At 69.1% G+C, this 10,287-nt stretch carries 20 protein-coding genes; 1 reads left to right on the plus strand and 19 read right to left on the minus strand.

Annotation, left to right across the window (positions count from 1 at the left end; all coding sequences use genetic code 11):
* The 17 genes from HS041_RS22500 to HS041_RS22580 all read right to left on the minus strand — a co-directional run bounded on the left by HS041_RS22500 (position 1) and on the right by HS041_RS22580 (position 7,634).
* Entirely contained in the window at positions 1-1,839 is a 1,839-nt protein-coding gene (locus HS041_RS22500; RefSeq protein WP_230879633.1) for a UvrD-helicase domain-containing protein, read from the minus strand.
* A gap of 88 nt (positions 1,840-1,927) precedes the next feature.
* Positions 1,928-2,068, minus strand: coding sequence for a hypothetical protein (locus HS041_RS22505; protein WP_196442794.1), 141 nt, complete (start codon positions 2,066-2,068; stop codon positions 1,928-1,930).
* A gap of 111 nt (positions 2,069-2,179) precedes the next feature.
* Complete coding sequence (locus tag HS041_RS22510) at positions 2,180-2,566, minus strand: hypothetical protein (RefSeq protein ID WP_196442795.1); 387 nt, start codon at positions 2,564-2,566, stop codon at positions 2,180-2,182.
* The gene (locus tag HS041_RS22515) at positions 2,563-3,030 is read right to left on the minus strand and encodes a hypothetical protein (protein WP_196442796.1); all 468 of its coding nucleotides are present in this window, start codon (positions 3,028-3,030) and stop codon (positions 2,563-2,565) included. The genes HS041_RS22510 and HS041_RS22515 overlap by 4 nt, the downstream gene beginning before the upstream one ends.
* A complete protein-coding gene (gene dnaN / locus HS041_RS22520) occupies positions 3,030-4,133 on the minus strand; it encodes a DNA polymerase III subunit beta (protein ID WP_196442797.1) in 1,104 nt (367 codons plus the stop codon). The genes HS041_RS22515 and dnaN overlap by 1 nt, the downstream gene beginning before the upstream one ends.
* On the minus strand, positions 4,130-4,468 hold the full coding sequence (locus HS041_RS22525; RefSeq protein WP_196442798.1) for a hypothetical protein: 339 nt from the start codon (positions 4,466-4,468) through the stop codon (positions 4,130-4,132). Before HS041_RS22525 ends, dnaN begins: the two co-directional genes overlap by 4 nt.
* The gene (locus tag HS041_RS39425; protein WP_196442799.1) at positions 4,465-4,677 is read right to left on the minus strand and encodes a helix-turn-helix domain-containing protein; all 213 of its coding nucleotides are present in this window, start codon (positions 4,675-4,677) and stop codon (positions 4,465-4,467) included. Before HS041_RS39425 ends, HS041_RS22525 begins: the two co-directional genes overlap by 4 nt.
* The gene (locus tag HS041_RS22535) at positions 4,670-4,981 is read right to left on the minus strand and encodes a hypothetical protein (protein ID WP_196442800.1); all 312 of its coding nucleotides are present in this window, start codon (positions 4,979-4,981) and stop codon (positions 4,670-4,672) included. The genes HS041_RS39425 and HS041_RS22535 overlap by 8 nt, the downstream gene beginning before the upstream one ends.
* Positions 4,974-5,318: a RusA family crossover junction endodeoxyribonuclease gene (locus HS041_RS22540; protein ID WP_196442801.1), complete on the minus strand. Its 345-nt coding sequence runs from the start codon at positions 5,316-5,318 to the stop codon at positions 4,974-4,976. The genes HS041_RS22535 and HS041_RS22540 overlap by 8 nt, the downstream gene beginning before the upstream one ends.
* A gap of 47 nt (positions 5,319-5,365) precedes the next feature.
* Positions 5,366-5,698 (minus strand): hypothetical protein, encoded by a 333-nt coding sequence (locus HS041_RS22545; RefSeq protein WP_196442802.1) that lies wholly within the window; start codon positions 5,696-5,698, stop codon positions 5,366-5,368.
* The gene (locus tag HS041_RS22550; protein ID WP_196442803.1) at positions 5,695-5,988 is read right to left on the minus strand and encodes a hypothetical protein; all 294 of its coding nucleotides are present in this window, start codon (positions 5,986-5,988) and stop codon (positions 5,695-5,697) included. Before HS041_RS22550 ends, HS041_RS22545 begins: the two co-directional genes overlap by 4 nt.
* The gene (locus tag HS041_RS22555) at positions 5,985-6,194 is read right to left on the minus strand and encodes a hypothetical protein (protein WP_196442804.1); all 210 of its coding nucleotides are present in this window, start codon (positions 6,192-6,194) and stop codon (positions 5,985-5,987) included. The genes HS041_RS22550 and HS041_RS22555 overlap by 4 nt, the downstream gene beginning before the upstream one ends.
* A complete protein-coding gene (locus HS041_RS22560; protein ID WP_196442805.1) occupies positions 6,191-6,565 on the minus strand; it encodes a hypothetical protein in 375 nt (124 codons plus the stop codon). Before HS041_RS22560 ends, HS041_RS22555 begins: the two co-directional genes overlap by 4 nt.
* 1 nt (position 6,566) lies before the next feature.
* Complete coding sequence (locus tag HS041_RS22565) at positions 6,567-6,818, minus strand: hypothetical protein (RefSeq protein WP_196442806.1); 252 nt, start codon at positions 6,816-6,818, stop codon at positions 6,567-6,569.
* Positions 6,815-7,033 (minus strand): developmental transcriptional regulator BldC, encoded by a 219-nt coding sequence (bldC, locus tag HS041_RS22570; protein WP_196442807.1) that lies wholly within the window; start codon positions 7,031-7,033, stop codon positions 6,815-6,817. Before bldC ends, HS041_RS22565 begins: the two co-directional genes overlap by 4 nt.
* Positions 7,034-7,116: 83 nt before the next feature.
* Entirely contained in the window at positions 7,117-7,410 is a 294-nt protein-coding gene (locus tag HS041_RS22575; RefSeq protein WP_196442808.1) for a hypothetical protein, read from the minus strand.
* Between the two features lie 2 nt (positions 7,411-7,412).
* Positions 7,413-7,634, minus strand: a complete 222-nt coding sequence (locus HS041_RS22580) for a helix-turn-helix domain-containing protein (RefSeq protein WP_255530051.1) — start codon at positions 7,632-7,634, stop codon at positions 7,413-7,415.
* 173 nt (positions 7,635-7,807) lie between these two features.
* On the opposite strand from HS041_RS22580, the gene HS041_RS22585 reads away from it, so the two are divergent.
* Positions 7,808-8,350, plus strand: a complete 543-nt coding sequence (locus tag HS041_RS22585) for a helix-turn-helix transcriptional regulator (RefSeq protein ID WP_196442810.1) — start codon at positions 7,808-7,810, stop codon at positions 8,348-8,350.
* On the opposite strand, the gene HS041_RS22590 is transcribed toward HS041_RS22585, so the two are convergent.
* Positions 8,347-8,727: a hypothetical protein gene (locus HS041_RS22590; RefSeq protein WP_196442811.1), complete on the minus strand. Its 381-nt coding sequence runs from the start codon at positions 8,725-8,727 to the stop codon at positions 8,347-8,349. The two genes, HS041_RS22585 and HS041_RS22590, sit on opposite strands and share 4 nt — an antisense overlap.
* Before the next feature lie 498 nt (positions 8,728-9,225).
* A complete protein-coding gene (locus HS041_RS22595; RefSeq protein WP_196442812.1) occupies positions 9,226-10,191 on the minus strand; it encodes a tyrosine-type recombinase/integrase in 966 nt (321 codons plus the stop codon).
* Between the last annotated feature and the right edge of the window lie 96 nt (positions 10,192-10,287).

Below are 10,287 nucleotides of genomic sequence, written 5' to 3' on the forward strand. Positions count from 1 at the left end.
TCAGTCTCCGAGGAGCTTGAAGGGGCGGGCCGGGGACTTGGCCTTCAGGTAGGCCTCGTAAATCTCGGGGTGGTCGGCTTGGAGGGCCTTGGCGTCGAGCTGGTAGCCGGGCTTCGACGTCTTCCACGACACGGCCGGGCGGCCGCCGACGGTGGCCTCGTCGAGGCCGCGCGCGGCGAGGTGGTCCTTGATCTTCTCGGCGGCGGCCGCTTCGACCTCCGCCCACCGCGCCTTGTTCATGCGGGCTTCGCGGGCGAGGTTGAACCATCCGACCAGGTCGGCCGGGAGGTCGGTCTCGATCGGCTCCGGGTCGGGGACGAGGACGTCGAACAGGGTCGGCTCGGCCGCCGTGGTGGTCTCCTGGCCGCCCTTGGTGGACAGGGCGTGGCAGTCGAGGGCCTCGCGGGCCCGGGTGACGGCGACGTAGGTGAGCATCGCCTCCGCGGACACGAGCTGCCCGGTGACGGGGTCGTACGGCGGCGGGAAGTCCGCCGCGAGCCGCACCGTGGACCATTCCCTCCCCTTCGCCTTGTGCGCCGTGCTGATCACCACGTCGGCAGCGTCTTCGGTGACGAGCTGGTCGACGAGACGCATGATCCGCTCCGGGCCGTGGCCGTCGATGAGCTTGATGAACACCTTCAAGTCCTGGCCGCCGGAGTCGTGCTCGGCGTAGTCCTGCACCTCCTGCCAGGAGGCGAACGCCATCAGTTCCGGGTGCTCGGTCCCGCGGCCTGTCCGGAGGTCCTGGCAGGCTTTCGCCAGCCGCCGGATGTCGTCGCCTCCGCCGACCAGGGCCGGGCGGTGTCCGGCGCCGAGGGCGGCGATCACCTGGCCGACGGCGCCCGCGTTGGTGCGGCACAGCACGGCGGCCGGGGCCGGGATCCGCTCCAGCCGGGAGTTCATGGCCGGGTTGCCGGTGAGCCGGAGCGGCGCGTTGAGCAGCTGCAGCCACTCGTTCGCCTCGTCCGCGATCTGCTGGCCGAACCGGAACGACTGGGAGAGACGCAGCCGGGCCCCGTCGAACGAGGCCATCGCGTCGACCGCGCCGCGCCACCCGTAGATGGCCTGCGACTCGTCTCCGACGAGGATGCGCTGGGATCCCTGCTCGTCGACGAGGGCGGCGATGACCGGGTTCGCATCCTGCGCCTCGTCGAGCATGACGACGTCGGCGGGCAGCTCCGGGTGTGCCAGGGCCCACAGCTTCAGGTAGACGTCGTGGGTGAACCGCAGGCGGCCGTCGGGCCGGGTCAGGTCCTCCCACGCGCGATCAACCATGGGCAGCACCTGCTGGCGGAGCCGGGTCATCTCCTCCCGCTCCAGGCCGGGGATCTGGTGGATGTTCCACCAGGCGGGGGTGTCGCTGGAGGAGTGGCAGAACGCGGCGACCGCATCCATCACGACCCGGGCGACCTTGACGCTGGTGAGCGCCTTGGCGCCGAGGTCGAGGACGGCGGGGATGCGAAGGATGCGTGCCGTTTCCCTGGCCGGGACGCGCGGGCCGTTGAGGCGGTGCTGGTAGGCGTGGCCGACGGCCCGGAAAGCGAGGGAGTGCGCAGTGGAGCACTGCACGCTGGCTGGGAATGAGGCGGCCGCGTCCTGGGCGATAGCCCGGTTGTAGGCCAGGTACAGCATGCGGTGGTCCGGCCGGGCCGCCGCCACCATCTTCAGCGTGGACGTCTTGCCGGTTCCGGCCCCGGCCTCGATGACGAGGTCCCGCCCGGTGGCGGCGGCGTCGAGAATGTTGGCCTGCTCGCTGGTGGGCGGGTGTTCGAAGACCGGCGGCCCGGTGGGGGCGGCCGGGGCCGGCGGGGCGAATACGGCCCCGGGCTGGGTGAACATCACGTGGGGAACTCCTTGAGCTGAGGGTCTGGCGTTCCGTGGAACCGCACTCCCGCCCCCGATCGGGGAGAGCGGCTCGGACGCAGCGTCAGGCCGCGATCACCGTCGGCGTGCCGGTCGAGGTGGCGATGTTGCAGGCGATGCAGAGGCGGATTGGGCGGCCGTGGTCGGTGCACGTGGACGCGGCGGCTTCGATGTCGAGGGCGACGAGGATGGTGGCGGTGTCCATGGGTGCCTCCGGGGCGAGTGGGTGCTTCGTTCTGCTCCACTAGAATGTATCAAAATGAAGCAGAAGGAAGCAATATGAATCACCGACGCAATCCGGACATCTCGCGGGGTGCTACATGTGGATCTTGTAGAGGCGCAGATTCGCCGCCTGCAACTCCTCCACCCGCTGCGCCAACGCATCCGCCCGCGCCCGCTCCTGCAGCAACTCCGCACCCGGGGTCGGCCGGGACCACTTCGGCAGCATCGCCAGCTTGTCCAGCGCCGATGCCTCACGCTCCCCGAGCAGCCCCTCCACCTCCTGCAGCCGCTTCACGGTGATCTCGTAGGAGGTACGCTCCCGCAGGAGCTGAGCGTCCAGACGGGCCCGCCGCTCCTGCTCCCGCAGGAGCTTGTCGCCCAGCTCCGCCGCCTCCGCCACCAGCGCCTCCAGCTCCCGCACCCGGGCACGAAGCCGTTGGACCTCGGCGGTCGGATCCCCACAGAACCAGTCCTTGATCATGACGCCTCCTTGGCTGCCTGCCGCCGCCGGAACTGGTCCGCAGCCCGACACATCCGGCACGCCGATTCCCGACCGCCGGTCCTCTTGTTGTTCAGCGCGAACTGCTCGAGAGCCTTCTCCCGCCGGCACTTCGAACACGTCCGCGTCCCGGCCTGCAGCTCGACGATGCCGAGCACCTCCAGAACCTCCCGGGCCGCGGCCGCATCTGCAGCGTGGCCGGGGTCGGCGCACGCCGGCGGCGGGCACTCGCACACCCCCTCATGGACGGGGCAGTCGAGGGAGGTGCAGCCATGCCGGGCCAGCGCTATCCGGACGACGACCCGGGTGGCCGTCGCCTGCTCCACCGCCTCCTGCTCGGCGTAGCTGAGCGGCATGGCCAGGTGCTGCTCCGACCGGTCGAACATGTCCTGGCCGACCGAGGGACGTGCCTCCCGCATGGCCCACGCCGTGTTGTCCACGCCCATCACGCCTCCCGGATCGGCATGACCAGATACCTGAGCTTGGGGTCGATCCCGGGCTCGACGATGATCGCGGGCGTCGCCGGGCTCGTCATGCCGATCCGGCACCGGGAGTACGGCACGCTGGCCAGACCGTCGAGGATGTACTGAGGCTGGAACGCGATCTCGATCGGGTCGCCGTCGTCGAGGGTGACGCAGTCGACGACCTCCCGGCCGCGGCCCATCTCACCGCCCCCGGCGGAGACGACCATCTGGCGGCCGGCAAACTTCAGCCGGACCGGCGCTGAGCGTTCCGCGACCAGGGAGACCCGGCGGATCGCCGCCGTCACGTCGGTGACGTTGTCGATCGTCGCCCACGTCGTGTAGCTGTCCGTGCCGAGCCGGCAGGCGTAGTCGATCCATTCCGGGTCGAGCAGCCGGACCGTGGTGGTACGGCCGCCGCCGGAGACCGCGGCCAGGCCGCCGTCGGCGGACAGATGCACCGTCGCGGGCCCGGCCGGGAGACCTTTGACGACGTCGGCGAGGGTTTGGGCAGGGAACAGCACGCCGAGCTCCCCACCGTCCCAGGCGACGGCGCGGGAGGTGAGCCGGTACCGGTCCGTCGCCGCGAACGTGAGCACGCTGCCGTCACCGTCGACGCGGATTCCGGTCAGCGTCGGCGTTGCGTCGTCCGTGCTGGCGGCCCGAGCGGCCAGGTTGACGGCTTCGGCGAACGCCTGGCCGTCAACCTGGCCGACCGTGGGCGGGATCTCCGGCAGCTTCGGGTAGTCCTCCGCGGGGAGCGTGCGCAGCTCGAACTCGGTGGACCCGCAGGTGAGGGTGACGGCCTGGCCGTCGGCGACCAGCTCCACGCGCTGCTTGACGGGGAGGACCTTCGCCACGTCGGCCAGGAGCCGGCCGGGCAGGACCACGAGGCCGTCGTCGGCGATCTCGGCCTCGACGTCGACGGTGCGCGACGTTTCGTAGTCGAACGCGGACATGCGCAGGCTACCGCCGGTGGCGTCGAGCCGGATGCCGGCCAGGACTGGGGTGGTGGCGCGGCGGGGGAGTGCGTGGGCGGTCCAGGCGACCGCCTCAGCGAGGCTCCCCGCCTCAAGAGTGATCTTCATTGGGTGCTCCTCGAGGGAGGGGTGATCTTCGGAGGGGTGATGCGGACGCGCGGCGCGCACCGGTGCTGCGACTTCCAGTTCTTCGCGGCAGCCTCGGTGAACCGGTCGCCGTCGTCCTCCCAGTCATCCGCCATCGATACGTCGCACGTGTCGCAGACGGCCTCCCAAGAGGGGACGCACGCGGGGCAGACGAGGCCCTTGTTCGGGTCGAGCCAGCCGGATCCCTCCACCGGCGTCGAGGTCTGCTCGGCGAGGATCGGGCAGTCGGGGTCGATGTGGTCGCCAGCGCCGCCGCCCGGATACCAGGGGCGGACCCAGTCGATGACAGCGGTCACGGCTTCTCCAGGGGGACGAGGGCCAGGCGGAGACCGAGGGCCCGCGCCTGCCGGTCGGCCTCGACCAGGCTCGGCACGGTGCCGCCGGTCTCCCGCCGGCACAGGCCGGCGCCGGTCATGTGCAGGAGCCGACCGAGCTCTTCCTGGCTGAGGTGGAGTTCCTGGCGGCGACGTGTGAGCCCGACCATGATCGGGTGCGGCTTACCCACGGGTCATCTCCTTCAGGGTGGCCTTGTAGCGGGCGATTTGGCGGGGGCCGACGCCCATCTCGAACGCGATTCGCCGCGGGGAGAACCCGAGCTGGTCGAGTTCGATGTACCGGGCGAGCATTCGCTTGCCGTGGGGTCCGTGCGGCGACCACCCGGAACCGGTCGGCCGCAGAGTCCGCGGGAACTGGTCGAGCGTCTTGGCGCTGCGGTGGCGGGCGTAGCAGGATTCGATGAGGCCCCGGCCTACGTGCCATCCCGGCTTGTCGCAGCAGGCGCAGCGGATGCTTTTGAAGCGGTTACCCATGAGCTACCGCCTCGAGCGGATCCAGCTCGATGACGAGCAACCGCAGTTGGCCGCCCTTCACCACATCGCTGAGGCGCATGTCCGGGCCGACGAGGTGCTTATCGTCGTCGTCCGGCAGCACTCCGGCGTCGACGAACCCGTCGATGACGGCTTTGAAGGAGGGGTAGAGGTTGCCGGGGTCGCGGCGGCGCCGATCGGACGGGTGCAGATACCCGTAGATGTGCGCCCGGGTCAGGGCCGGGACTCCGGCCTCGATCGCGGCATCCCGGCCGGCCTCGCGCAGCAGCTTCGTGAACTTCGCGCGCACGCGGTGGTGGAGTCGCTGGTTCGCGTTCAACAGGACCAGGCCGGGAGGGAGGGTGACGGTCCAGGTTCGGGTGGCCTTCACGACGGCCGCCGGTCGAGCGCCTCGATCCACGTGCAGCACACCGCGGCGACCTGGATGAGCTCCTCACGGAGCTTGGCCGGGTCGGTCTCGGTGAGCGCCTCGTAGACCTCCTCCAGGAGGATGCCGTCCCACGCGGTGCGCCCGTCCTGTGCGCGCTGGGCGTTGATCTCCTTCCAGCGCTGGGCGTGGAATCCGTACTCCACGCCCTCGGCGTGGTTGTTCTCCAGCGGGTCGCGGTCGGGGTGGTTCTGGGGGCCGAACTTGACGAGCTGGCGGGCGCGCTCGGCGCGGATCAGCCGCTCGATACGGGTGATGTCCAGGTAGCTCACTTGCGGCCTCCCTCAAGCCAGTTCACGACGGCCAGGACCAGGAACGGTGAGCCCGCCATGACGGCGAGGGCGCCGGCTTGCCAGAGCGCGTCCGGCAGCCGCTCCGCGAACTCCAGAACCCTGGGGTCGGACCACGCGATCGACAGGACGGCGGCCAGGTAGGCGGCCATGAAGGAGGCGGCGGCCGCGACCGCGCGGTGTCCGTGCCAGCCGCGACGGTGCGCGATGTAGGTGAGGCGGGCGCCCCCGCACGCGGCGAGGACGCACACCATCGTCAGGACCGGGATCACGACCGGTTGCCCTTGCCATCGATGCCCCGCCACGGAGCGACCACGATGCCGACGAGGACAACCACCCAGATCGCGGTCCAATAGTCCATCGTTGGCACGCCCTGCCACCACTCCTCATGGAGGATGTCCAGCAGCATCGTGAGAGCCCAAGCCGCGAGCAGATCCAGCAGGGCGATGACGGCCAGGCGGGAGAAGAACTCGTTCATCCCCGGCCTTCCTGCTCCGCGCGCTGCAGCTCGTCGTGGTCCCGCTCGAACGCCGCGAACGCCGCCTCCTGGCCAGGCTTCAGCGGGGGAGGGGACCCGTCCGGCGGGATGATCGGCATGACACCGGTCGGCCGCGGGTCCTCGTACGGCGGCCGCCCGGCCGGCGGAGCACCGATCCGCAGCAAGGACCCGGTCTCCGGCACCACCGGATACGCCGCCGGCCGGAACGCGTCGGCCATAGGGTCCGGCAGGACCGTCCCGGCGCGGGCGACCTGCTCGGCGTGGCCCAGAATCTGTCGCCACCCGGCGACGTCCCGCTCCGCCGCGGCCAGCTGCTCGCGGATGAACTCGATGTGGGCGTCAGTGACCATGTCAGCTGGCCTCCCTGGTCGCTTCGGTGATGTGGATGACGCCCCGATCCGGGCGCCGGTGGTAGAGGCGCGGCCGGCCTCCGTCGATCTCCCGCGCCATCACCTCGAACGCCATGCACGACGGCAGAGCACACGGGACGGGGACGGTGAGGATCTCGACTGCGGGCGGCAGTACGGCGCTGAGGTGGTCGAAGCCGCCCGGCGCGTCCGGCACCCTGGCGAGCGTGCCGGGGGTGAGGTCGCGGAACTTCACGACTCGACCGGCGTGGCCTGGGCGGGAATCCCGGCGAGCAGGGAGCGGACCTCCGCCTCCCGGTACCGGCGGTGCCCACCCAGGGTGCGGATGGACGTCAACTTGCCGGCCTTCGCCCACCGGGTGACCGTCTTCGGGTCGACCCGGAACATGGTGGCCACCTCGGAGGGGGTGAGCAGGGACTCGATCGGGGTGTGCTGGGTAGCCTGAGACATCACGTCTCTCCTTCTTCATGGACTGGAGTGGGTTGGGGTGGTGATGGGCCTCCACCCGGTTGCCGCCAGGTGGAGGCCCGCTTCTACGCGGCCTTCCGGCCGGTCTTCCGTGCGGTCTTCTTCGCGCGCCGGGCCTCCGCCGACTTCAGCGCCAGCTCCCGCATGTAGGCCGTGCGCGCGGACTCGGCGGCCAGCTCGATGTTCTTCTTGCCGCGGACCTTGCCCGCCTCCTGGATCATCTTGATCCAGTAGTCGAGGGAGACGGGGGATGCCTTGGTGCCGGCCTCTGTCCGCTCGCGGCGGACCGCCGTCTGCGCCCACGACTTGTGGGCGGCGATGCTGCGCACCGCGCTGATCCTCTCGGGGGAGGCTGCCATCTCTAGTCCTCCTTCCTGACGTGCTTGGCGTTGGCCAGGAACTCCTCGATCTGCGTGTCCGAGAACTCCCAGTGGCCGCCCTGCCTGCACGTATCCGGATTGCTGCACTGTGTTCCACATTCGTGCATCTTGGTCCCCTTTAGCCGCCCGTCGGTGATGGCCCGGGTGGCCGTGGAGCGTGAGATACGCAACATTCGGCACAGCTCAGGGAGGGTGTGGGGCATCGAACCTCGCTCGAAAGTGGAGCAATCTGGAGCATCACGTTACATGGCGAAACTTAATGGCGCAAGATTGGATGTCCTGTGTAGCACAACGGACGATTGCGGACGCCTATGGACCAGGACTGGTTTACATGGGCGGGTAGCCCGATTTGAAGCACCGTGTTTCAATGTGGAGCATGAAGCAGCGCGAGGGACGACACGACCATGCGCCGGGCCGCCCCCTGTGGGATCGCGCGGAGCAAGAGCGAGTACGACGCGGATGGACACAGGAGGAACTCGCCGACCGTGCGGGGATCTCCAGAGTCACGTTCATGCGGCTCAAGACCCAGGCCACCAGCCCACGGGCCACCACCGTCAACAAGCTGGCCGACGCCATCGGCGTCAGCCATGAAGAAGCCGCGGAACTCGCCGGCCTCGTCGACCAGTCTGTCCGCGGCACAATGGATGTCACCCTGCCGAGCATCACCGGAAGTCTCGAGGGAATCGCCCAGCAGGCCGACCCGGAGACCGCCCGCCGCATTCAGGCTCTGCGCGACGCAGGCCGCGCGCTGGGGCGTTCGCTGGGCGATGTCCTGGTGTTCTCCGGCTTGGCCACCCCGGACGACCTACGCCTATCCCAGGACCCCCTCGTCGAGGAGCTGGTGAATGATCCCCAGCTCCCCGATGAGGTGCGCGACCACCTGAAGGACACCTATAGGCGTCTACGCGCCCGCGTCTAACGGACGCGGCCGGAGCTGTTTCGCGGCTTCCAGTGCGTCAGGTCTGCGACCTCGGTCCGCGCCTTGCCTCCGAGCAGCATGCCCATGACCGCGCGGGCGCCCGCTGCTACTCCCTGCTGATATCCGAGCGTGCTCTTCAGATCGTCGGTGGCACCGTCAATCGCATCGAGTACTGCGGTTACCAGGTCCTGGATGGTGATGAGGGCACGGCCGATCACGAGAGCGAATCCGGCGAGGAACCCCGCGGCGAGCAGGGTGAGGTGGATCCGCGGGGTGGCGGCGCCGGTGACCGCGAGGGCGATCGTGGCTCCCCACAGGGCGACGCTGGCGAGGAGGAGGTTTCGGGTGACGGGCCGGGAGAGGGTACGCCGTGCCATATGAGTGTCTCGTTTCTTCCCCCGTGAACCATGCGCGTGGTGTAACGCTCCAAAGTTCACTTTGACCGTAGTTTCCTAGGCGACGGCGTAAACGACAGTATGTGATGAGGCTCCGGTTAGGGAAGGGGACTAAAGTCCCGATTCGGTAGGTCGTTTTCGCTGGTCACGCCCGCGATTCGACTGCACTACGCACCGTGATAATTGAAGACTCAATTAACATAAGATGCGTAGAATGCCCTAGATGTCCAAAAGGCAAGAGTAAGGAGACCCTATCGGGGCAGATAGGGTCTCGGGCACAATGGCCGAGGACAATTCAAGCCAGGACGACCTGAGCCGACCCCCCGTCACCGAGGTCGGATCATGATCGCCCACACGGGGGGCGCCGTTCGCCTAGGAAACGAGGCAGTCCCCCCGTGTGGTGCTCGAGTTGCTCGCGCCTGAACTCACGAGAGTAACTGAGCCAGCGCCCTGAGTCACTATCGAACGCTGTCGAAATTTTTAGATTCGATCACCCGGCGACAGACGGGCATGCTCCTCCCGCGCCCGCTCCGCCGCCAGCTCCTCGCTGTAGTGATCCAGCATCGCTCGCGACTGCCACCCCGCCACCAGCATCGCCCCCCGCTCCGACCCGCCCGCCTTCAGATACTCGTGCGCGAACTTCCTGCGGAACTGGTGCGGCGTCACGTGCTCGGTCCCGGCCTGCTCGGCCCCCCGGCTCAGCATGGACCGGATCCCTGACTGTGTCAGCCGCCCCTGCTCGCCGATCCACAGCCATGCCGAGTCGGCGTGCGGGTGGCCGCCCCGCACCCGGAGGTAGCGGTCCAGGGCGGCCGCGGTCTTCTTCCCGAAGGGCACCAGGTGCTCGTCCCCTCCCTTCAAAACGATCTTCACCGTTCGCTCCGACAGGTCGAGATCGGCCCGGAGCATGGACGCCAGACCGCCGACGCGCACCCCGCTGTCGTAGACGAGACGGATGATCGCGGTGTTCCGCCTGGCCTGAAAGTCGTTCCCCTTGAAGTTGGCGAGGAGCGCCTGGACGGTGTCGTCGGAGACTGTCTTCTTGATCTTCTTCGGCAAGCTCGGCTTGTCGGCCTTCACGACGGGGGAGGGGCCGGTGCGCTCGCCCTCGGCGATCAGCCACGTGAAGAAGGACCCCAAGTTGCCGTGATGGGCGTACGCGGTGGACGCGGACCGTCGGCGGATCTCCGAGACGAGAAACTCGCGGACGTGCTCGGCCTGGACCCCCTCGGCGTCCGCCGGGAGCCCAGAATCCTCCAGGAAAGCGGCGAGCATCCGGGCGGTCCTCATGTAGACCCGGATCGTCTCCGGGCTCCTGTTGGCTGCCTCGAGGGCGCGCCGCCAGGACTCGATGAGGTCGATGAGGGGGATGCCGTCGGGGGCGGCTGAGGCCGGCCGGGCGCGGCGGCGGGAGGCGAGTGGGACGACGTTGCTGGGCTCGGGCATGTGACAGATCCGTCCGTGAGAGTGCGCGGTTGGAGTTAACGGCCGAGACGGCGATTATCGTCACTGTGAGCAGCGTGCTAAGAATTTTTCGAGGCG

Source organism: Planomonospora sp. ID67723, assembly GCF_015711605.1.
Lineage (GTDB): Bacteria > Actinomycetota > Actinomycetes > Streptosporangiales > Streptosporangiaceae > Planomonospora_A.

What these genes read in the sequence shown, in the direction of transcription:
- HS041_RS22585 (WP_196442810.1), top strand. Translation starts at nt 7,808, where the DNA reads ATGAAGCAGCGCGAGGGACGACACGACCATGCGCCGGGCCGCCCCCTG.
- bldC (WP_196442807.1), bottom strand. Translation starts at nt 7,033, where the DNA reads ATGTCTCAGGCTACCCAGCACACCCCGATCGAGTCCCTGCTCACCCCC.
- HS041_RS22590 (WP_196442811.1), bottom strand. Translation starts at nt 8,727, where the DNA reads ATGGCACGGCGTACCCTCTCCCGGCCCGTCACCCGAAACCTCCTCCTC.
- HS041_RS22515 (WP_196442796.1), bottom strand. Translation starts at nt 3,030, where the DNA reads ATGGGCGTGGACAACACGGCGTGGGCCATGCGGGAGGCACGTCCCTCG.
- HS041_RS22555 (WP_196442804.1), bottom strand. Translation starts at nt 6,194, where the DNA reads ATGAACGAGTTCTTCTCCCGCCTGGCCGTCATCGCCCTGCTGGATCTG.
- HS041_RS22560 (WP_196442805.1), bottom strand. Translation starts at nt 6,565, where the DNA reads ATGGTCACTGACGCCCACATCGAGTTCATCCGCGAGCAGCTGGCCGCG.
- HS041_RS22575 (WP_196442808.1), bottom strand. Translation starts at nt 7,410, where the DNA reads ATGGCAGCCTCCCCCGAGAGGATCAGCGCGGTGCGCAGCATCGCCGCC.
- HS041_RS22535 (WP_196442800.1), bottom strand. Translation starts at nt 4,981, where the DNA reads ATGGGTAACCGCTTCAAAAGCATCCGCTGCGCCTGCTGCGACAAGCCG.
- HS041_RS22595 (WP_196442812.1), bottom strand. Translation starts at nt 10,191, where the DNA reads ATGCCCGAGCCCAGCAACGTCGTCCCACTCGCCTCCCGCCGCCGCGCC.
- HS041_RS22500 (WP_230879633.1), bottom strand. Translation starts at nt 1,839, where the DNA reads ATGTTCACCCAGCCCGGGGCCGTATTCGCCCCGCCGGCCCCGGCCGCC.
- HS041_RS22505 (WP_196442794.1), bottom strand. Translation starts at nt 2,068, where the DNA reads ATGGACACCGCCACCATCCTCGTCGCCCTCGACATCGAAGCCGCCGCG.
- HS041_RS22510 (WP_196442795.1), bottom strand. Translation starts at nt 2,566, where the DNA reads ATGATCAAGGACTGGTTCTGTGGGGATCCGACCGCCGAGGTCCAACGG.
- dnaN (WP_196442797.1), bottom strand. Translation starts at nt 4,133, where the DNA reads ATGAAGATCACTCTTGAGGCGGGGAGCCTCGCTGAGGCGGTCGCCTGG.
- HS041_RS22580 (WP_255530051.1), bottom strand. Translation starts at nt 7,634, where the DNA reads ATGCCCCACACCCTCCCTGAGCTGTGCCGAATGTTGCGTATCTCACGC.